The sequence below is a fragment of the Polynucleobacter brandtiae genome (genome assembly GCF_002797575.1).
GTDB lineage: Bacteria > Pseudomonadota > Gammaproteobacteria > Burkholderiales > Burkholderiaceae > Polynucleobacter > Polynucleobacter brandtiae.
In genome coordinates this window covers 634,595-654,881 of the sequence record NZ_PGTX01000001.1, presented here as the reverse complement: position 1 = coordinate 654,881, position 20,287 = coordinate 634,595, and the positions used below count along the sequence as shown (strand labels likewise).

Here is a 20,287-nt window from a genome sequence, read left to right as displayed (position 1 = left end):
AAATCAAAAGAGTGGGACATACCCACTCTTGTTATTACTGGTGCATTGCTAATACGTTCTATCGCTTAATTGACCTTAACGTTCTTTTCTTTAAAGTATTTTAAAGCGCCCGCATGAAAATCAATTGGTGAGGATTTCAGCTTTTGATTTTCTAGAGTCACGTTAATGTACTCAGCATGGGTGCGCACCAAATCAATTTTGTTATCAAATACGGCCTTAACAATTTTGTAAGCTTCTGCTTCTGGCATATTAGCGTTTACAACAAGAATGTTAGCAACGCCAGCGACCTTATTAGTTTTACCCATACCGCTGTAGGTTTCTTTTGGAATATCAGCAGCAAAGTACAGATTTCCATACTTCTTATTCATTGCAGGTACTTCAGCAGAAGTATCAACCATCACAATTTTCATACCAGGGCTATTGGCTAGGTCAGTCACTGCTGCGGTAGGCAGCCCACCAACCCAGAAAAAGGCATCAATCTTGCGATCTTTTACTGCATTGACAGATTCCGCTACGCTTAAACGTTCACGCTTAACATCTTTGTCTTTGTCTAGACCGGCAGCCTCAAGTAAGCGAAAGGCCATCACTTCAGTTGCGCTTCCAGGGGCGCCAGTACTAATGCGCTTGCCTTTAAGATCTTTCATTGACTTAATGCCTGTAGATTCAACGGTGACAACATGCATTAGATTGGGATACAGAATCATTAGGGTGCGCAGATCTACTTTTTTGCCTGCAAACTTACCTTCGCCGATTTGAGCATCTTTTGCGGCATCAGCCATTGAAAAGCCAACATAGGGCTTGCCAGTACCGATGAGGTTGAGGTTATCAACGGAACCTCCAGTGACCTCTGCTGTTGCAGCCATTCCTGGCACCTTACTTGAAAGTAAGGCTGCGAGTCCACCACCCATTGGGTAATAAACGCCGCCTGTACCACCAGTTGCAATCGAAATATTCTGTGCCTGAGCACTTCCCCAAAGTATTGAAAGGGATAAGGCAATGATTTTTAATAGTTTCATAGTTGTCTCCTATAGTGCGTCTATTGAATTAAAGGCCCAGCATACTAAAGTTAATACTTTTGAGCTCTCCAAGCAACTTCGCTTGTTGCTCTGCGCTCAATTGCATGAGTGGTGGTCTTACACGTAACCACTCAGAATCATTACTGTAACTGGCAACAGCGGTTTTCATCCCGGCAATCATTTGGTATTGAGCAAATATGGAGCGTACTTGATCTAGGTCAGCCTGACGTTGATCTGCATCAGATTCTTGCCAATGCGATGCTAATTCTGCAATGGCCTTAGGGTTTACGTTAGCTGTAGCGGAGATACAGCCTACGCCGCCTGCGCGCAAGGCACGCATTAAAAACACTTCGCTGCCAGCATAAACTCGAAAACCCGATGGAGCCAAGAGCTTAATCACCGACTCTGTATAGGCCCAATCACCGGAACTATCTTTCATTCCGACAACCGTTTTTGGATACTCTTTTGTTAGGCGCTCTAGTAAGGAGAGGCTTAAATTAATTTTGGTTACTGGCGGGATGTTGTAAATATAAACTTGTAATCGCGTATCACCAACTTTTTGGATGACTTCTGAGAAGTAAGCAAACAAACCATCATCAGTGACATCTTTGTAGTAGAACGGGGGCAGCATTAACACACCCGCACATTGATGCTCAACGGCGTGGCGAGTCATGTTGACTGTGGCATCAATCGACGTAGCACCAGTACCCGGCATCATGTGTGCTGGATTGAGGCCGCCCTCTACCAGGGCAGTTAAGGTACTCATTTTCTGTGGTGCAGACATGGAGTTTGCTTCGGAGTTCGTACCGAAGATGGCCTGTCCTACTCCATTGGATTCAAGCCATTGACATTGCTTGAGTAATTTTTTTGCATCAGGATTGCCGTCTAATGTAAAGGGGGTTAAAACGGGTGAGAGCACTGCAGGCAGTGTGGAGGGATGCGGGGACATAGTCATATTTATTCCGGGTTAATTAGTTACTTCGGTTGGAAGTGTCTGTTGATTATAAAAAGCTTCCAAGTTATCTAGTGCTAAATTTGTCATTAATTGTCTGGTTTCGAATGTGGCGCTGCCGATATGGGGTGTCAGTAAGACATTATCGAGTTTTAACAACTCAGGATTGGGATTGGGTTCATTTTCAAAGACATCAAGCGCTGCTCCAGCGATTACTTTTTGTTGCAGCGCAACTAAAAGGGCGGCTTCGTCGATAACACTGCCGCGTGCAATATTAATAAGGTAAGCCTTTGACCCAAGTGCTGCCAGTACTTGGGAATCAATCATTTTTTCTGTCTCAGGATTAGCAGGGCATGCAAGAAATAACACGTCGCAAGCCAGCGCTAATTCAGCAATGGAAGGGTGGTATTCGTAAGGGATGTTCTTTTGGTTTGGCCCAGTGTATGCAATCTTGACCTTGAAGGGCTCGAGGCGTCTAGCTAGATCCTGTCCAATTCGACCCATACCAGCAATACCAACACACTTACCGGCCAAGGTAGTGGTCATCGTGAATGGCGCCTTAGCCCATGCCGCTGTTTGGACAAACTCTTGCGCTTGCGGGATGCGACGTAAAAGTCCAAACAGCATGCCAATGGCTAGTTCACAAACGGCATCATTTAAAACGCCTGGCGTATTACTAGCCTTAATGCCTTTTTGTTTGAGATAGGCTAAGGGAAGGTTGTCGTACCCTACCCCACAAGTAGCAATCATTTGAATGCTAGTAACTTGCTCAAGAAGAGATTGGGGAATGACGGTATTGGAGCGAGTCAGTATTGCGGTGAAGTTGCCTGCCGGTGGCTTTCCCTCAGGATCAACTAACTTAATAGTCTTGAGTCGTTTGTCAATTTCTGCCTGCATAACGTCTGGAAATTGACCAACCTGTAGTACAGAATTGACGGGGATCATGTCTCGCTTACTTTTTTATTGAAATAATCAAATCATTGTAAGAGGATTTATAGTCTTATTTAAATATTCAAGGAGAAATCAGATGTTATTTACCCCAGCAGAAACGAAGGTTGTGATTGTCGGCGGCGGGACGATGGGTGCCGATGTCGCCGCTGTCTGCGCACGGGGGGGTTGCGCAGTGCAGGTTGTTGAGCCTACAACAGAGCGCAGAGCACTTTTACCTGATTATTTTGCCAATACCTTGAGTGATCTAGGTTATGAGCATCGCATCCACTTACTATCTGTTGCAGGCTCCCTAGAAGAGGTCGATTGGTCAGATATTGATTTAGTGATTGAATGCGTGCCTGAGCGCGTTGATATTAAGCAAGCGCTCTTTGCTAAATTAGAGAAGTTAGCTAAGCCCGAGACAGTGCTTGCAAGCAACAGTTCCAGCTTTCCGATTAGTGAAATCGCGCGTGGTTTAAAAACGGCTGCTCGGATGATTGGCCTACATTTTTTTATGCCCGCCCATTTGGTACCCTGCGTTGAGGTAGTTTATGGCGAAAAAACTTCCCCAATGGTTGGTGAAAGTTTATCTAGACTCATGACAGCCTGTGGCATGGTGCCTGTAACTGTAAAAAAGGACTTGCCCGGTTTTTTAGCAAACCGATTGCAACATGCTTTATCGCGTGAAGCTTTTTCAATGGTAGACGCTGGAATTGCTACGCTAGAAGACATTGATAAGGCGGTACGTTTTGGTTTTGGCTTTCGCTACCTCGCCGCGGGTCCAGTGATGCAGCGTGACCATGCCGGTCTTGAGATTCATGGTGCAGCAGGAGCCAGCATCTATCCCTCCTTGAATAATTCACCTAACATTGCTAAGTGCTTAAGTGAGCGTGTGGCCAGTGGCAAGCTAGGTATGAAAACTAGTGAAGGATTTTTCCCCTGGACTTCCGAATCAATTAAGGTAGAGCGCAAGCGTTACGACGACATTCTTCGTGCCGGTCTTCAGATTATTCAAAAAGAGCTACCTGAAATTAAATGATGGAGTGACTGAGGCCCTATCGACTGAACTAAGTAATATCTTTGAGATTTAGTTTTCTGAGGTGGGGGGCAAGTTGATAGGTGATGGCAACTACTGCGATAGTTGCAACACCACCAAAAATAATAGATGGCACCAGACCTATGAGACTCGCAGCTATACCAGATTCAAGAGCCCCTAATTCGTTTGAGGAGCCAATGAAGATGCCATTGATTGCACTAATTCTGCCGCGCATATGATCGGGTGTGGTTAGCTGCATAATGCTGCCGCGAATGACTACCGACACTGAATCGCAGCAACCTGAAATACCTAGAAAGAGGGCGCAGAGCCATAAACTACTCGATAGGCCAAAAGCAATAATGGCCAAACCAAACCCGGCAACAGATATAAAGAGATACTTCCCTGAGTCAGTGAGAATAGGCCGTTTGGCTAAATAGATCCCAGTGATAACAGCGCCTATTGCAGGGGTTGATCTTAAGATGCCAAGTGTTTCTGGGGCAGCATTGAGTACTTCTTTCACAAAGGCGGGCAAGATCGAGACGGCGCCGCCGAACAGTACAGCAAACATATCCAATGCCATGATGCCTAGTATGAGCTCATGCTTTTTAACGTAATGAAAGCCTTCCAAAAAGCTTTTTAAAAACTGATGAGATGAATCATTCGTTTTTTCTTGAGCAACATTGATAAAGGTAATCCCATACAGGCCAAATACTCCGCATAGAGCAGCTAGCAGGTAAGTCTATTCTAGGCCTGCAAAACCAATCATGATGCCACCCAATCCGGGGCCTGTTACAACACAAATTTGAAAGGCAGATGATGCATAGGCGGTGTATCGGGTCAGTTGATCACGGGGAATGATTTGTCCAAATAATGCTTGATAAGAGGGTCTTAATAAGGCTCTGCCAACGCCAATGAAAGCGACTGCGGTATAAATCAGTGGGATGGGTGGCGAGAAGTAGCCCAATGCAATAGCCGTTAAAAATAAAGCGACAGCCACATGAATCATGCAAGCAATTGCAGCAATCCATTTTCTAGAGTAATGGTCAACTGCATGCCCAGGGTAAAGCGCTAAGGCAAAGTAGGGAATGAGTTCGGCTAGACCAATGAGGCCCAAAGATATGACGCTATTGGTAATTTCATAAATATGCCAGCCTACAGCGACCATCGTGATCTGGTAGCTCAGTGTTGCGCCAACGCGGTAGAATAATAGGGTTCTAAAAGCTTTGCTGGGATTCATGAATTCTCTTATTTTACAAGGCATTCATGATTTATCCTTAGGGAATGAAGAAGATCATTCGTATTTGGGATTTGCCTATCCGCCTATTTCACTGGGCTTTGCTTATTTTCATCATTATCAGCTTTGTTACAGTAAATGTTGGTGGTGATGCGATGGCGTTGCATGCTCTATCGGGTTACTGCATTCTCACGTTGATTATTTTCAGAATACTTTGGGGATTCTTTGGCTCTCATCATGCCCGCTTTGTTAGTTTTGTTCCGAGCCCTCGGGGCTTATATCGATATCTGAAAGGCCAATCGCCGGCAGTTTTAGGTCACAATCCTTTAGGCTCTTTATCAGTGCTTGCCTTAATCTTCTCGATTGGGCTTCAAGCGGTAACTGGTCTATTTTCGAACGACGATATTCTGTTTGAGGGGCCTTTTGCAAAATATGTTTCCAACGCTACTGTTGCGATGTTCAATTCGATACATCATTGGAATGATGTAGTTTTATTGGGATTGATTGGGGTGCACCTAGGCGCTATTTTTTACTATCAACGATTTAGACATGAGAGCCTCATAAAGCCGATGCTGTTTGGCGATAAAGAAATTGACCCAAGCGAAGAGGCAAAGTATCTGCCTGCTAGCTTAGGTCAAGATTCTAAAGATGGGGCCTGGCAACGCGGTACAGCCTTGCTAGTGCTTAGTCTGATTGGCGTTATCTTGGGCTATTTCATCACGCGTTAATTATTTTTTCTTGAAGTCATCATGACAATTCTTGCATGTTTGGCCAGCCGCACCAAAAGCCTTTTTGATTGCCTCCTGATCACCTGACTGTGCAGCTACATTTAGGTTCACAATAGCGAGCTGCATTTTTTCACTAGCGGATTTGAACTTCGCGTTATCTGACCAGACTACTGGTAATGCGTTACCACCTTCAGTACCGGGGCCAAACGCCTGCCATGGCAAAGCCGATAGTGTAGCTACGATCGCTGCATTCTTGGCAACCTCATCTTTGTTGTATGGCGTTTCACCCTTTACCACAGCACCAATTTTGCCAAAGGAGTTGGCCATTACTGTGTAAACACTCTGACGATACTTTATGGCATCTTCAGGCTTTTTAAATTGGGCAAAAGCAAGGCTGGATGCCGCTGCTAAAGTAGCGATCGTTACTACTAGGATAGTTTTTTGTGATTTCACGTTTACTCCTAAATGAAGTTATGGGGCTTTAGCTCAACAAGGTCATGAGCTAATTGAGCATACTACTGAATGATGTTGCTACAGCAGCATTTGTAAGGGTAGCGTTATTAGGTAGATAACACCTTTAAAAAACCCTATTAGAGGCTCCATCCAGAAGCTTCCAATTACTCCGGTAAATACTAGCGCTAGTACGATGAAGAAGCCCCAAGGCTCAATCTTCCCCAGGGCGATCGATTGGCGAGCTGGCAACAGTCCAGCGAGAATTCGGCCACCATCAAGAGGGGGCAGTGGAAACAGATTAAACACTAGTAAACCAAGGTTCCAGCTGATGCCGGCCTGAGACATGGAAACTAAGAAAGGTTCATTTACCCCCAGCCCAAAGAGTGTAATGAGTAATATTGCCCAAATCAGTGCCTGAATAAAGTTGGAGCCTGGGCCGGCTAAGGCCACCCAAATCGAATCAATTCTGGGATTCTTTAGTTTGTCAAAGCGCACAGGTACTGGCTTGGCATAGCCCACCAAGAAGGGGGAGCCAGTTAATAGCAGTGTTAACGGAATCAGAATGGTTCCCACAGGATCGATGTGCTTTGCAGGGTTTAGGCTCACCCTGCCTAATAAATAGGCAGTATTGTCACCCAGTCTTCGGGCAGCATAGCCATGGGCCGCCTCATGAACTGTAATGGCAAAAATCAAGGGAATCGCATTAATGGCGACAGCTTGGATAGAATAGTCAGTAATCATGACAATATGATATCTACAGGAGTGAATAAAGTGACTGATGAGAAAAAACCAGAATCAAAAATCCCGGCTAAGGTAACGCTGGCTAAGCCTGCTGCACGTCCTCCGGCTCCAAAGGGCCCATCAGGCCCTGGTGGCAGGCCTCAGGCTGGATTTGGTGGTGGAAAAGCCATGATGCGTAAGGCTGGTCGAGGCCGATAGTGGATAATTAGTCCGTTAATGAATATATTCAATAAGGATTCAGCATGAACGAATGGCATAAAGAGTCGAAAGACGAGATCAATAAAAAAATCATTACCCTCATTGTGATGTTGGCAGTTGCAACGAGTTTGGCTATTTTGTTTGCACTGGTTGCCGCTCATATTGGTTACGTATTCGGCTAGTTTTTACCTGCAACAGCGGTATGTCCTACCCTGTCCTAAGCCAGCACTGATTTAACTTTTCAATAAGACATTAAGTATGTGGCTATCTCTGGTTGCAATTTTTTTCGGAGCCGGTACCGGCGCCTTGCTTAGGGCTGGATTCAATCTAGTGACTGTAGGTGCTACTTTAGGAACTGCTTCAGCACTGCCTTTGGGTACGTTGATATCCAATCTAGTGGGTGGCTATTTCATTGGTATTGCAGTAGCGTTCTTTGGAAATAATGCGCATTTATCTCCTGAGTGGAGGCTACTTGTCATTACTGGTTTTTTAGGCGGTCTAACCACCTTTTCCAGTTTTTCTGCCGAAGTGGTCGGCTTAATGCAGCGTGGTGAGGTTACGTGGGCACTCGCCACAACTCTGTTTAATTTAATTGGATCCTTCGCATTAACCTTTGCCGGTATTTTGACTTACCAAGCTCTGAAATAGGCGTATTGAAGTAGCTGCAAGCTACGAGTGATTTGCTAGGGCTTGATATTTCCTACCTTGACTACGGCGCTCCACTTAGCAGCTTCAGACTTAATTAACGCGGCAAAGTCGGCAGGGGTTCCTCCGCCGATTTCATTGCCTTGAGAGAGCATTAGCTCTCTCAGTTGAGGATCCTTTAAGGCTTCATTGGCAGCGGCATTGAGTTTTTCAATAACGGCCTTTGGTGTTTTGGCAGGTGCGATAAAGCCTTGCCAATTGAGCACTTCAACCTTAGGAAAACCCGCTTCAGCAAAGCTAGGTAGATTCGGAAAGAGGGGTGATCTCTTTTTGCTAGTGATAGCAATGGGATGCAGCTTATCAGCCCTAATGCTGGGTACTGCGGAATACATCTGATCAAACATCATATCGACATTGCCGGCCATCAGATCGGTTAGTCCTGCAGAGCCACTTTTATAAGGTACGTGGATCATCTGAATGCCTGTATTTTGCATAAAGAGTTCGGCCGAGAGTTGATGGCTTCCACCAATTCCCCCAGAGGAAAATGTTAGGGTGCCAGGCTTAGCTTTAGCGGCTGCAACAATATCTTGAATCGTTTTGTATTGCGAATTGGGGTTGACCACCAGAATGAGCGGCCCCTTTTCTATCAGAATAATAGGGCTGAGATCTGTTTCTGGGTCGTAACGCAAATTACCAAATAAGGTTTTATTCACTGCTAATGGTGCAAAGTTACCCATACCAATCGTATAGCCATCAGGAGCAGCCTTAGCAACAAATTCCGTACCGATGTTTCCACCCGCACCAGGCTTGTTATCAATAATGATTGGCTGCTTGAGAATGACACTCATTTTCTGGGCTAATTGCCTACTGCGAGAGTCTGCACTGCCCCCTGCACCGTAAGGCACGATTAAATTAATTGGTTTATTGGGGTAGTTAGTTTGCGAAATGACCGCACTTGACATCATTAGAGTAAAGGCGGTGATTGCAATAAAAAACAGGCGGAAGATTTTCATATAAAACCGAACAGTCCTAAAAGTGCACCTAGTCCTATCAAATAGAGGGGGTGCCAGCGAGTAAAGATGGTTAATCCAATGGTGAGTATGGTGAGAATGTAGGCGGCATCAGTGTGGTTAATTTGTAAGGCAATCTGCCATGCCGAAGTTAGCACGAGTCCAATAGCAAGAGCTGCAGCTCCGTACTGAATGACTTTCTTTCGATGCTCGTCATGCATATTGGTGATGAAGCGCTGAAGAAAATAAATCAAAATTGATGATGGCCAGGCGATCGCAAGAGTTGCCAGAAATGCCCCCAGAACACCATAAACATGCCAACCTATTAGGGTGACTGTCATGAAGTTAGGTCCAGGAGCGGCTTGAGCAATAGCAAAATAGTCAGCAAAGGTTTGTACATCAACCCAACGTTCTTGATTTACTGTTAAGTCTAATAGACTTGGAAGTAGGGCATTGATCCCCCCAAAGGCAACTAGAGAAAGAGCGGAGAGCTTGAAAAATAAGCCAAGCAAAATACCCATTACCTAGAGGCTTTCTTGTGGGCTAAAAATATAGCCAATGGAGCGGCAATGAGAACCACCCAGCCAAGACCGAGATGAAAATAGCTTGCTGCGATCACAGTGATAGCCACCACTAACAACATGGCGGGATATTGCAACTCATCACGCAACATCTTTAGTCCTGTAGAGGCAATTAAACCTACGCCTACAGCAGAAATACCACGCAGAACGCCTTTTACAGAATCTAGGTAGCTGTAATGCTCGTAGAGCAGGGCCAGAAGTAGCACTAAACAAACTGGACCCAAAGTTAACCCTAATACTGCTGCGAGTGCACCTTTAGCTCCAGCAAAGCGGGATCCAACACAGACAGCCAGATTAACAATGTTGGGGCCGGGAACAATTTGGCATATCCCAAGAATGGCGCTGAACTCTTCTGAGCTCAGAATCTGATCTTGCTCCACTAGGGTTCGCCGCGCCCAAGGAAGAACCCCGCCAAAACCAGACATGCCGATCTTACTAAAACTAATAAACAGTTGGGCGGGGGTGAGTGTTTTCAAAAATGAGAAGACTAATTAATTAGGGTTTGAAAGGATGTGGAACGGGTTTTTGTTCGAGCCAGGCATTTAGGGTCTGGGTGATGCCTTGAGAGAATGCTTCAAAAATAGGCTCTGCAATAAAGCCGAGGTGTGGCGTGACTAATAAATGAGGCATATTGCGCAAGGGGTCGTTAGCCGGCAGAGGCTCAACGTCAAATACATCTACTGCAGCTTTGGCAGGAGAGCCCTTTTGCAGTGCAATGCTTAAGTCTGACATATTGATCAGCGCCGATCTTGAAGTGTTGACTAGAATGGAATCTGGGCGCATCAAAGCCAATTGATCGGCACTGATAATGCCTTTAGTTCCGGGCCCCGCGACTAAATGGAGGGTGACTACTTTGGAGGTACTTAGTAATTCATCTAAGCTAACAGAGATAGCATTTTGAGCGGCAGCACGCTCAGGAGTCATGCGCGGGCTCCAGGTTACTACCTCCATTCCGAAAGCATGACCTACTCTGGCTACTTTGCTACCGATAGCGCCCAAGCCCATGATGCCAAGACGCTGCCCTGACAGCATCGGCAGTACTGATAATTCATTACGCCAACCACCATTTCCAATCAGCGATGTTTGGTTGATTAAATTCTTGGAGGCAGCCAAAATTAAGGCCCAAGTAAGCTCAGCCGTAGTTTCTTTTGACGGGCCGCCTGGTGTGCATGCCATCGGAATATTTCTGGAGACAAGTGCTGCAGCATCGAGCGTGCCGTTACGTTCACCAGTAAACATCAGGAATTTGAGCCTTGGTAATCGGGCAATCATTGCCTCATCAAAAGGAGAGCGATCCCGAACGATAGCAATAGCATCAGCTTCCTTAACCGCTTCATACAAAGCTTCGTCGCGTAACGGTTCATGATGGATGGTTAGGTTAGATTTTTGATCTAACGTTTCCCATTGCGAGAAGCGACGTAAAGCACGTTCATAGTCTCCAAGGATGACGATATTAGGTAGTGAAGACATAGGCCAGTTCTGTATGGTTATATAGTGAATTAATCAGGTGTGGAGAGTTGCAAGATTTGCCTTAAATCAGAGGCGCTACCCAATTGCCAGAGAGCGGCAATCAGTTGACGGGTTTTTTCTTTGCCAATCACGGGCTCAGTCAAGGTGGTGAACTTTTGTTCAAGCTGGGCATCACTCATTGGGTTTTCTACCGACCCGATCGCATTTTTCACGAAAATATGAACCTCTTTACCATCCTTCATAATTGCTTTTACGTCTACAGATGCTTCACTGATAGAAGTATCGGTTGTCGCATTTACTTTGGCTCGCAAAGCAATGACATCGGCACGATTCACAATGTCATCTGCATACTCACCTTCGCCAGCTTGACCAAAAATTAATCCAACCGCACAGCCGTGATAGACACTGAACTTCCCTTCAAGTCCATCCTTAGGCGTTTTCTTGCCAGTGAGCTCCAATACCAATGGATGTACTCTTAGTTCAATCCGCTCGACATCGTCCGCTTTCACCCCTTGGGCGCGTAACTGAGCGCAAGCATCAATCGCAGGATGAATCACGATGCCACAGGCAAATGGTTTGTAGGTATTGAGTGAAATCTCAAATGATGTGCCAAGTTCACGGTCAATTTCTGCCCAGTCACACTTAGTGGAAACAGTTTGCATAAAACCACGCCCAGCTTCCAATGCCTTTGGGCTTGCTGTAAAGCCATGCTTTGCTAATAGAGCGGACAGCTGTCCAGCGCGAGCAGCACCACCAGGATGGAATGGCTTAGTCATCGTGCCAAACTGTTCACGCATACCTACTGGCTGAGATGCGGCAATCCCTAATGCCATGGTCGTTTTATGTAGATCAAGACCCATCAATCGAGAGCAAGCCGCTGCTGATCCCAGCATACCGGTGGAGCCAGTAATATGCCAGCCGCGATGATAGTGATCCGGATACATTGCATTACCAACACGACAGGCTACATCAATCCCCAAAACAAGGGAGTCAATCAGTTGGCGGCCATTCACATTAATATGTTCCCCGAGCGCCAATATTGCCGATGCCACTGGACCAGCAGGATGAATGACCGTTTTGAGATGGGTATCGTCAAAGTCAAAGGTATGTGAGCTGATGCCGTTAACTAGGGCTGCACCACCCATATCTACCTTCTCTTTGCGACCCAAAATACTAGCCTGCGGGGCTGGCTGGAATTCACGAATGGCAGCTAAAGAGGACTCAACACTCTCATGCTGAGTTGCGCCAATAGCGCAGCCTAACCAATTCAAAAAGGTGCGATGTGCCTCATGATCAACTTCTGCTGTCCAGCCTTGACTGGGGTGTGATGTTACAAATTCAGCGAGAATTTTAGTGACTGGTGGAGCGTTTAAATCAGCAGCAGTTGCGATTACTTGAGACATATTTTTCCTGTTAGCGATGGAGGTAGTTATTAAAAATAGAGTGGGTTATTAATCAATTTCAATGTGACGGTCTTTAGCTACTTTTGCCCATCGTGCGATATCTTCTTTAATGTAATTTGCAAATTGTGGCGGCGTCATCGGCATGAGCGTCATGGCCTCATTGGTCATTTTTTCTGAGAAATCTGGAAGAGCAAGTACTTTATTGAGCTCAGCGTTGAGTTTGGCAACAATAGCGGGCGGCAAGTTGGCTGGACCCACGATGCCATACCACTGCTGACCATCAAAGCCGTTATAGCCTAGCTCCTTAAATGTTGGAATGCTGGGTGCCGCAGGGCTACGTTTTGATCCTGTTAGGGCTAGACCTATTACGCGATTGGAATTAATGTAAGGGAGTGCTGCAAATAGCGTTGGAAACATGGCTTGGGTCTGTCCTGCCAGAAGGTCAGTGTAGGCTGGCCCTACCCCACGATATGGAACATGTACCATAAAAATGCCAGTGGCAATTTTGAGTTGCTCTACTCCAAGATGGGTGAGTGTTCCAGGACCAGCAGAACCATAGCTTAATTTAGCAGGATTTTTTTTGGCGTAATCAACAAATTCTTTGAAATTCTTAACCGGTAGCTCGGGATTAATGATGATTACATTCGGCGTCGCACCAATCATTCCGATTGGGCTAAAGTCTTTAATGGCATCGTAAGGCAGCTTTCGGACGGCGGGATTGGTCCCGTGACTTCCGACATAGGCAACCATCAGAGTATATCCATCGGCTGGTGCTTTTGCCGCGGCTTGTGAGGCAATCGTGCCACCACCACCGCCAATATTTTCTACTACAACAGTTTGCCCAAGCGAGCGTGATAGTTTTTCTGCTACAGCACGTGCGAGATTATCGAGGCCTCCACCAGCAGCTACAGGAGCAATCAGCTTGATTGGCTTTATGGGATACGCTACAGGAGCAGTCTGCGCAGTTGCCCCCAGGCTAATGAAGCCTAGGCTTATAAAAATAGCGTGGAGTATTGAAGAGGGTGTTATCCGATGGGGGTGATTGGGCATGTCTCGAGCCTTGGTGTATTGGTACTATTTTTTTAATTGTGAAGCAAATTCTACTCCTGTTGCTACATTTTCTTGCGGCATAAAAAGCTTCTTAATTTAAGACTTGCTTTGCTGTTTTAGGACTTTAATTTTTTTCGAATGGACTGTTCAATCGGGATCGATTTTAAATTGGGCTCCAGTGACTCTCGTTCATCAAAAACAAAACAGGTACCGCTGTAGTGTGCAGAGCCCACTTCCTCGAAATACTTTAAGATGCCACCTTCTAATTGGTAACTATGTTGCATCCCAATCTCGCGCATATAGAGGCCTGATTTTTCACAGCGTATTCCCCCGGTGCAAAAGCTCACTAATGTTTTGTCGGATAAAGCCTCTTTTTGAGCCGTGATTGCTTGGGGAAACTCTGTAAATTTACTAATGTTGAAATGCAGTGCATTCTCAAAGGTGCCGTATTCCACCTCAAATGCATTACGGGTATCAATCATTACCACTGGGCGTCCCAAATCATCAGTTCCCCGATCAAGCCATTCTCGTAATTTTTGGGGTGTAATGAAATTAGCTCTACCTTCTTCAGGACGAATCGTGGGGTGATTCATGCGAATAATCTCATTCTTTATTTTGACGAGCATCTTTTTAAACGGCTGCTCTTCAGACCAGCTATCCTTAGTCTGCAAAGCGCTAAAGCGGGCGTCTGTCTTTAGCCAATCTAAAAAATTATGCAATTCAAGCTCTTTGCCAGCCAAAAACAGGTTGATTCCTTCCCCAGTTAATAAGATGGTGCCTTTAATTTGGCGGGAATTGCACTCGGCAAGTATTGCACTGCGTAGCTCCGTCAATCCATCTAGGCTCACAAATAAATAGGCTGCAATGTTCAGGATGGGTTTCATGATTGTTTTATTTTGACTCCAACCGCCATTATCGAACAGGATGGCTGCGAGGGTGGTAATCTTGGGCACTTAACTGAAGGAGATGCGGGCAATGCAGATTTTTATAAAGATGGCTAAAAAAGCCTTGATTTTGGGCTCAGTTCTGTTGGCTGCTAGCTCAATCGTGAGCGCCCAAAGTGCTGGAGTAGCGACTTGGCCTACCCAAAAGCCTATTCGTTTAATTGCGGTATTCCCCCCGGGCGGCTCTGTGGATCAGGTGGCTAGAGTGCTAGCCCCAGCCTTGCAGGCAGAATTAAAGCAAAACGTGATTGTTGAAAACATTGGTGGTGCATCTGGTGTTATTGGGACTGCTGCAATGACACGGGCCGATCCAGATGGCTATACCTTTGCAGTAGTGTTCGACACGCACGGGGTAAATCCTAGTTTGAAAGATAGGCTTCCTTACGACACTATTAAAGATATTGCACCAGTAACCTTAATTGGTACATCGCCTATGGTCATTGTTGCAAGTAAGAGTTCTGGCATAACAAGCTTTAAACAGCTAGTAGATCAATCGAAAGCGGGGAAGCAATTTAGCTACGGTTCAATTGGTATTGGTAGTCTTGGACATTTGGCAATGGCTCGTTTGGCAAAACAAGCAGGATTTGACTGGAACCATATTCCCTATCGTGGCGGAGGACCTCTAATGCAAGACATTCTAGGTGGACAGGTTCAGCTCGCTATTGGTTCGGAATTTTTAGTCAAGCCTCACATTGATAGCGGCGGTGTCATTCCCTTGGCAATTACTACCAGTAAGCGATCCGCTGCTTTACCAAACGTACCAACTATCGCTGAGAGTGGCTTCCCAGGATTTAATGCGCCAGCATGGTGGGCAGTTTTAGCTCCTGGTAAAACACCTCCTGCTATTGTCAATGCGATGAATCAGGCGGTAACGAAGGCCTTAAAAACACCCTCTGTTGCTGAAAAACTGAAATCACAGGGAATTGAAATTGTTGCTGGAAACCCAGAGACCTTACGTGATTTCATTGGCAAGCAGATTGCCATATGGGGTAAGTTTGTTATTGAAAACAACATTAAAGAAGCCCCTTAATTTCTTCATTCCTTAATTAACACCTGACTAAATATTTAAATATGAACGAGCGTTTAATTCCTTATCAACCAATGGATTTGGCAGAACCTGCTGCACTAGTCTCCGCCATTCGCCAAAGGCGCGGTGGGCAATTTATCAATCTAGATCGAATGCTGTTACATAGCACCCCGATTGCCGAAGGCTGGAATCACTTTATTGGCGAGATTCGCAACAATCTATCCCTAGATCCTAAGTTGCGTGAACTAGCTATGTGTGGGGTTGCGGTACTAAACGGTGCCGAGTATGAGTTTTTTCATCATGCGCCACCATTTATTCAGGCGGGTGGTACAGAAGAGCAGGTGCAGGCATTGCGCCTTATTGGACAGACTAGCTTTCCAGCGGAATGCTTTAGCCCAATAGAGCAAGATGCTGCAGCCTTAACTTTTCAGATGACGCGCAATATTCAAGTCGACAGCGCTTTAATGAAAAGGCTGCAAGCTACCCTTGGCAATACGGATACAGTAGAGTTAGTAACCGTGATTGCAGCCTACAACATGGTCTCTCGTTTTCTGATTGCCTTAGATGTCAATCCGGAGGATCACCCTCCTGGATAATTTATGACTAAAGATGCTTCTATCCAATGGGAAGAGGGCGACCAAATACAGACAGCTCTTTGGCATTCTGAAAATGGCATAGCACCCCATAAAAAAGTAGTTCTTGGGGATGACACGCTAACTGCAGATATTGCCTATCGCCTAGCTTGTGAGGGTACTGCGATCTTGTGGCGGGGTGATTTTCAAAATGCCCGTCAGCTACTACAAGCGTTAGTAAGACGCGTTGATAGGCCTTCAAAAAAATCAAAGCGAGCAGATAAGAGTATTGTCGCCAATGTTGAGAAGACTGCTCAACAGTTTGCCCTCGACACCTTCAATTTACATCGCCTTACGCAATCCCAGCGTGCTCGCATTTTGGGGATGATATTGATTGAATGTACTTCTGAGCACACGATCCCTTTGAGGCGGGCGCCGGTCGTAACTCAGGCATGTCTTGAGGCGTATGGCGCTTCTGCTCAGGCGTATGTTATTTCCTTGCGAGAGCTCTTGGGAGTAATCAGTGCTTATGAATGGCGCAAAAATGGTTTGCCTGTCCTTGCCGATGAAAATGGTGAGGCAGTTTTTGTTTATCCCCACTATGGTGTTTTTTCTCCCATTCGTGGCGAGTATATTGAATTGGTTTGTGATGCACCCTTACCTAAAGCACTTGATGTGGAATCGATTGCTTTTGACATTGGTGTTGGTAGCGGGGTTTTATCCATCATTTTAAATATGCGTGGATTGCAAAAAATTATTGCTACAGATTTGGATGATCGCGCGCTAGCCTGTGCTAAAGAGAATATTGAGCGCTTGAATTTAGCAAATCAAGTCAACGTTGTTAAGGCCGATTTATTTCCTGAGGGAAGAGCCTCATTAATTGTATGTAACCCCCCATGGTTACCAGCCCGACCTAGCTCCACCTTAGAGCGTTCTATCTATGATCCTGGAAGTCAGATGCTTAAGGGTTTCATTAATGGATTAAAAGAGCATCTATTCCCCGGGGGTGAGGGTTGGCTGATTTTGTCCGACCTTGCTGAGCATCTAGGGTTGAGGACTCGAGCAGAGCTATTGGAGTGGATTGAGCAGGCAGGATTAAAAGTACTTAGTAGGAGTGACACAAAGGCAAAACATCAGAAAGTATTCGATGAAACTGATCGGCTCCATGCTGCTAGAGCGGCTGAAGTAACTTCACTATGGCGCTTAGCGACTAAGTAATTAGCATCCCAGTGTTACATCCTCTTTTTAAGAAGGGTTGTTTATATCGATTGCTTTGCATAAAATAGATGAGAATCATTATCATTTAAAACTATGTAGGGCGGGCGTAGGTATGACGTTGTTAAGGTATTGGAGTAGTGCTTTTAATGGTGATACCTCAATCACTCTGATTGCGGTTGTTACTGCAATTCACTTGAGTATTTTGGGGTTTGCTGCATCATTTAAAAATAGTGGCGTAGATAAGTTCACAGAACAAGTCATTTCTTTGGGTCTTACTCGAGAGAATTCTTCAAAGAGCGCTTTAAGGTCGTCTCCTGAAAATCGACGAATTAAACAATCGGTCGATCGCGCTACTAAGGTGTTCGGTGCGCCGATGGCTTTTAGTCATCAAAAAATAGAATCTACTAGCCCAACTGTAGATGTTGTGGCAGAGTCTACTGCGCCAGCAATCTCCTCAAACACTAATATCCCATTGAGTCAGCGTGGCATTCTGGCAAATCCTCAGCCACCTTATCCGATAGCTAGCAGGCGTATGGGTGAACAGGGCTTTGTTGAGCTAAAGATGTGCATCAATCACCAGGGCTTAGTTGACGGGCTTACATTAGTGAAAAGCTCAGGATTTTCACGGCTAGATCATGCTGCTTTAGAAACAATCAAAGAGTGGAGATTTTCTACCTTAGGGTCGAGAGGATCAGGTACCCCCGAGTGTTATCGCCTCCCAATCCACTTTACCCTGGAGACCTAAGTTGAGTCATAACATACCCGCATTGAAAGTAACATCTAATGCGTCTAAAGATACTTGGGGTAGGGTAATCCAAAGTACCTCTCTAATGGGAAACGATCGATCGATCATCATTCTGCATGAGGGTCACAGGTATCAGCTAAGTATTACCAAGCTAAGAAAGCTTATCTTGACTAAATAATTTTAAATTTATTTTTAGCCAGCAAAAAGTATATTGATATGCCAATAGCCAGCGATTTTTTATTTTTATCACTGGAGATTGCATATGAAGTTACAGAAATTAGCATGGGCACCAAGATTGGCATTGGCCCTTGGATGCTCGGCATTGACATGCGCCAATGCTCAGGAAATGGATCTGCCTAGAATTGATATTGTGGGTAAAGAAGTAAATGCGCTATCAAAAATTCCGGGGACAGTCGACATCATCAATCAAAAGCAGTTGGAAATTCTCCAGCCACTTTCATTGCAAGATGCCTTAAAGACCGTTCCTGGAGTCCATGTTCGAGGTGATGAGGGTGCTCTTGGCGCAATTCCAAATATTGGCATTCGGGGGTTGAATCCAGGTCGAAGTCAAAAAGTATTACTTTTAGAGGATGGTGCGCCGATACACCCCAGTTTATTTATTTCCAACGCCTCCTATTACAGCCCACCGGTAGATCGGATGAGTGGTATTGAGGTATTAAAGGGTGCATCTGGGTTGCAGTATGGCCCGTCCAATATTGGCGGTGTTGTTAATTATCTGACTAAAACACCGGAAGAGGGTTTTAAAGTAACTGCTAAAGCTGGTAACTATGGGTATCGCTTAGCGCAAATTGAGGCTGGCGGTAAATCGGAATCCAATGGCGCTATTGCTGGTCTGAATGTAATTAAGTCTGAATCGAATAGTTATCAGAGTAATGGGTATGAGATGACCGACATTCTTTTTAAGGGCGGCATGAGTATTGCCAAAAATCAATGGATGAGCTTGAAATACACTCATTACGATAATGATATTAATATTTCTTATGTAGGATTGAGGCCCAATCAATATAACAATAGAACATCATCAAATCCTGCACCAAACGATAGTTTTGTTACTCAGAGAAATGCGGTGGATTTAAATCACTCTTGGGATATGAGTCCTGATGCCAAACTCAATACATTAGTCTATTGGAGTAAGCTGGGGCGTGATTTTTGGCGCCAGAGTATCAGCTCTCGCTCGGCTGACGGGACTATTTTTAAGCCATGCAACGGCAGCTCCGAATGTATGTTCGGACGTAATCGAGAGTTTCAGATGTTGGGTATAGATTCTCGTCTCATGCATGCATTTAAAGCATTTGGCCTTCGAAATGAGGCGGAGCTCGGAGTGCGATTGCATACTGAGACGCAGTCCAATCAGATGTTGGCATCGACTAGCCTGGCTAGATCAGGAAGAATTACTACTCACGAAGAAAATAAGGCAAATTCAGTCGCGTTATATGCCCAGAATCGGTTTTTAATCACTAAAGATTTTGCTGTAATTCCGGGCATACGGGTAGAAAGCTATAACCAGACCCGAAATAACGTGCTTACTGAAAAAAGCGGTGGCGCCAAAAATGTAGAAACAATTCCGCAGATTGGCGCCACCCTGCAAGTGACTCCTGATCTTCAGTTGTATTCCAGCATCTACAAGGGATTTGCTCCTGCACAACTTGCTACTGCAGTCAGTGAGCAGGGGGTTGATCAGCAGCTGGATCCTGAGCGATCGACCAATATGGAATTAGGCTTAAGGGGAAAAAATCCAAGCTTTACTTATGACGCTGCAGTTTTTAGTATGAACTTCAGCAATCAGATTGTGAATCAAAGCTTAGCAATGGGGATCAACAAAGCCAATGGTGGAAAAAGCTTACATCAGGGTGCCGAGTTGGCATTGGGACTTTTGTTGGGTGCCGGATGGAGTGTCAATGGTAATGCAACCTATATTCCCGTTGCAAAGTATGTTGGTAGCTCTTCTATTGGAGTGGATGGTAAGCGCATACCCTACACACCTAAACTCATTTCAAATTTAGGATTAAATTATCAGCGCAATGGATTTAACACCTTGCTCAGCGTGAACTACATTGATTCACAGTTTCCTGATTCAGCAAATACGGTGGCATCTAATACTATTGGCACCTTAGGCGAGATACCTGCAGTAGTTACGGTTAACTGGACTGCAAATTATGCGGTCAACAAACATTGGAAAGTGTTTGGAGTGATTAATAATTTATTTAATAAGCGCTTTATTTACAGTAGAAGTCCAGATGGTATTTTTGCGGGCGCACCTTTGAATTTTCAGGCGGGTATGAGTTATCAATTCTTCTGAAATATTATCTGGGG

23 protein-coding genes and 1 pseudogene are annotated in these 20,287 nt (G+C 45.2%); 11 read left to right on the top strand and 13 right to left on the bottom strand.

Annotated features, from left to right (window positions below):
* Positions 1 to 65 precede the first annotated feature (65 nt).
* Genes B0G85_RS03385 through B0G85_RS03375 form a run of 3 tightly spaced genes read right to left on the bottom strand, consistent with a single transcriptional unit; the run spans position 66 to position 2,913 of the window.
* A complete protein-coding gene (locus B0G85_RS03385; protein ID WP_100379005.1) occupies positions 66 to 1,016 on the bottom strand; it encodes a TAXI family TRAP transporter solute-binding subunit in 951 nt (316 codons plus the stop codon).
* 28 nt (positions 1,017 to 1,044) lie between these two features.
* Entirely contained in the window at positions 1,045 to 1,971 is a 927-nt protein-coding gene (locus tag B0G85_RS03380) for a dihydrodipicolinate synthase family protein (protein ID WP_100379004.1), read from the bottom strand.
* A 12-nt stretch (positions 1,972 to 1,983) separates the two neighbouring features.
* Entirely contained in the window at positions 1,984 to 2,913 is a 930-nt protein-coding gene (locus tag B0G85_RS03375; protein ID WP_100379003.1) for a 2-hydroxyacid dehydrogenase, read from the bottom strand.
* A gap of 82 nt (positions 2,914 to 2,995) precedes the next feature.
* Here B0G85_RS03375 and B0G85_RS03370 point away from each other — a divergent pair, with 82 nt between their 5' ends.
* A complete protein-coding gene (locus B0G85_RS03370; RefSeq protein ID WP_100379002.1) occupies positions 2,996 to 3,937 on the top strand; it encodes a 3-hydroxyacyl-CoA dehydrogenase family protein in 942 nt (313 codons plus the stop codon).
* A 28-nt stretch (positions 3,938 to 3,965) separates the two neighbouring features.
* Here the strand turns inward: B0G85_RS03370 and B0G85_RS03365 are convergent.
* Positions 3,966 to 5,171, bottom strand: a pseudogene (locus B0G85_RS03365) (MFS transporter).
* 44 nt (positions 5,172 to 5,215) lie between these two features.
* Here B0G85_RS03365 and B0G85_RS03360 point away from each other — a divergent pair.
* The gene (locus tag B0G85_RS03360) at positions 5,216 to 5,896 is read left to right on the top strand and encodes a cytochrome b/b6 domain-containing protein (protein WP_100379001.1); all 681 of its coding nucleotides are present in this window, start codon (positions 5,216 to 5,218) and stop codon (positions 5,894 to 5,896) included.
* Here the strand turns inward: B0G85_RS03360 and B0G85_RS03355 are convergent, their stop codons facing one another.
* Positions 5,897 to 6,349: a c-type cytochrome gene (locus B0G85_RS03355; RefSeq protein ID WP_198508681.1), complete on the bottom strand. Its 453-nt coding sequence runs from the start codon at positions 6,347 to 6,349 to the stop codon at positions 5,897 to 5,899.
* 78 nt (positions 6,350 to 6,427) lie between these two features.
* Positions 6,428 to 7,090 (bottom strand): site-2 protease family protein, encoded by a 663-nt coding sequence (locus tag B0G85_RS03350; RefSeq protein ID WP_100379000.1) that lies wholly within the window; start codon positions 7,088 to 7,090, stop codon positions 6,428 to 6,430.
* A 6-nt stretch (positions 7,091 to 7,096) separates the two neighbouring features.
* Here B0G85_RS03350 and B0G85_RS03345 point away from each other — a divergent pair, with 6 nt between their 5' ends.
* From B0G85_RS03345 to crcB, 3 genes are all read left to right on the top strand, one after another.
* Complete coding sequence (locus B0G85_RS03345; RefSeq protein ID WP_100378999.1) at positions 7,097 to 7,288, top strand: hypothetical protein; 192 nt, start codon at positions 7,097 to 7,099, stop codon at positions 7,286 to 7,288.
* A gap of 44 nt (positions 7,289 to 7,332) precedes the next feature.
* On the top strand, positions 7,333 to 7,470 hold the full coding sequence (locus B0G85_RS10320) for a hypothetical protein (protein ID WP_198508680.1): 138 nt from the start codon (positions 7,333 to 7,335) through the stop codon (positions 7,468 to 7,470).
* 76 nt (positions 7,471 to 7,546) lie between these two features.
* Entirely contained in the window at positions 7,547 to 7,936 is a 390-nt protein-coding gene (gene crcB, locus B0G85_RS03340; RefSeq protein ID WP_100378998.1) for a fluoride efflux transporter CrcB, read from the top strand.
* 35 nt (positions 7,937 to 7,971) lie between these two features.
* Here the strand turns inward: crcB and B0G85_RS03335 are convergent, their stop codons facing one another.
* From B0G85_RS03335 to B0G85_RS03305, 7 genes are all read right to left on the bottom strand, one after another.
* Positions 7,972 to 8,946 (bottom strand): Bug family tripartite tricarboxylate transporter substrate binding protein, encoded by a 975-nt coding sequence (locus B0G85_RS03335; RefSeq protein ID WP_100378997.1) that lies wholly within the window; start codon positions 8,944 to 8,946, stop codon positions 7,972 to 7,974.
* Positions 8,943 to 9,464 (bottom strand): chromate transporter, encoded by a 522-nt coding sequence (locus B0G85_RS03330; RefSeq protein ID WP_100378996.1) that lies wholly within the window; start codon positions 9,462 to 9,464, stop codon positions 8,943 to 8,945. Before B0G85_RS03330 ends, B0G85_RS03335 begins: the two co-directional genes overlap by 4 nt.
* Positions 9,464 to 10,000: a chromate transporter gene (locus tag B0G85_RS03325; RefSeq protein WP_100378995.1), complete on the bottom strand. Its 537-nt coding sequence runs from the start codon at positions 9,998 to 10,000 to the stop codon at positions 9,464 to 9,466. Before B0G85_RS03325 ends, B0G85_RS03330 begins: the two co-directional genes overlap by 1 nt.
* A gap of 19 nt (positions 10,001 to 10,019) precedes the next feature.
* Positions 10,020 to 10,994 carry a D-2-hydroxyacid dehydrogenase family protein gene (locus tag B0G85_RS03320; protein ID WP_100378994.1) on the bottom strand — a complete coding sequence of 325 codons (975 nt, stop codon included), beginning with the start codon at positions 10,992 to 10,994 and terminating at the stop codon, positions 10,020 to 10,022.
* Positions 10,995 to 11,023: 29 nt separating this feature from the next.
* Positions 11,024 to 12,397: an MmgE/PrpD family protein gene (locus tag B0G85_RS03315; protein ID WP_100378993.1), complete on the bottom strand. Its 1,374-nt coding sequence runs from the start codon at positions 12,395 to 12,397 to the stop codon at positions 11,024 to 11,026.
* Positions 12,398 to 12,445: 48 nt separating this feature from the next.
* On the bottom strand, positions 12,446 to 13,447 hold the full coding sequence (locus B0G85_RS03310) for a Bug family tripartite tricarboxylate transporter substrate binding protein (RefSeq protein ID WP_100378992.1): 1,002 nt from the start codon (positions 13,445 to 13,447) through the stop codon (positions 12,446 to 12,448).
* Between the two features lie 116 nt (positions 13,448 to 13,563).
* On the bottom strand, positions 13,564 to 14,400 hold the full coding sequence (locus tag B0G85_RS03305) for a sulfurtransferase (RefSeq protein ID WP_232725912.1): 837 nt from the start codon (positions 14,398 to 14,400) through the stop codon (positions 13,564 to 13,566).
* Positions 14,401 to 14,422: 22 nt separating this feature from the next.
* Here B0G85_RS03305 and B0G85_RS03300 point away from each other — a divergent pair, with 22 nt between their 5' ends.
* From B0G85_RS03300 to B0G85_RS03275, 6 genes are all read left to right on the top strand, one after another.
* Complete coding sequence (locus B0G85_RS03300; protein ID WP_100378991.1) at positions 14,423 to 15,421, top strand: tripartite tricarboxylate transporter substrate binding protein; 999 nt, start codon at positions 14,423 to 14,425, stop codon at positions 15,419 to 15,421.
* A 41-nt stretch (positions 15,422 to 15,462) separates the two neighbouring features.
* Complete coding sequence (locus B0G85_RS03295) at positions 15,463 to 16,014, top strand: carboxymuconolactone decarboxylase family protein (protein ID WP_100378990.1); 552 nt, start codon at positions 15,463 to 15,465, stop codon at positions 16,012 to 16,014.
* Between the two features lie 3 nt (positions 16,015 to 16,017).
* Entirely contained in the window at positions 16,018 to 17,208 is a 1,191-nt protein-coding gene (locus tag B0G85_RS03290; protein WP_100378989.1) for a 50S ribosomal protein L11 methyltransferase, read from the top strand.
* A 112-nt stretch (positions 17,209 to 17,320) separates the two neighbouring features.
* A complete protein-coding gene (locus B0G85_RS10345; protein WP_232725911.1) occupies positions 17,321 to 17,953 on the top strand; it encodes an energy transducer TonB in 633 nt (210 codons plus the stop codon).
* 1 nt (position 17,954) lies between these two features.
* The gene (gene hemP / locus B0G85_RS10445; RefSeq protein WP_369405926.1) at positions 17,955 to 18,131 is read left to right on the top strand and encodes a hemin uptake protein HemP; all 177 of its coding nucleotides are present in this window, start codon (positions 17,955 to 17,957) and stop codon (positions 18,129 to 18,131) included.
* Positions 18,132 to 18,215: 84 nt separating this feature from the next.
* Positions 18,216 to 20,273, top strand: a complete 2,058-nt coding sequence (locus B0G85_RS03275; RefSeq protein ID WP_100378988.1) for a TonB-dependent receptor family protein — start codon at positions 18,216 to 18,218, stop codon at positions 20,271 to 20,273.
* The last annotated feature ends 14 nt before the right edge of the window (positions 20,274 to 20,287 follow it).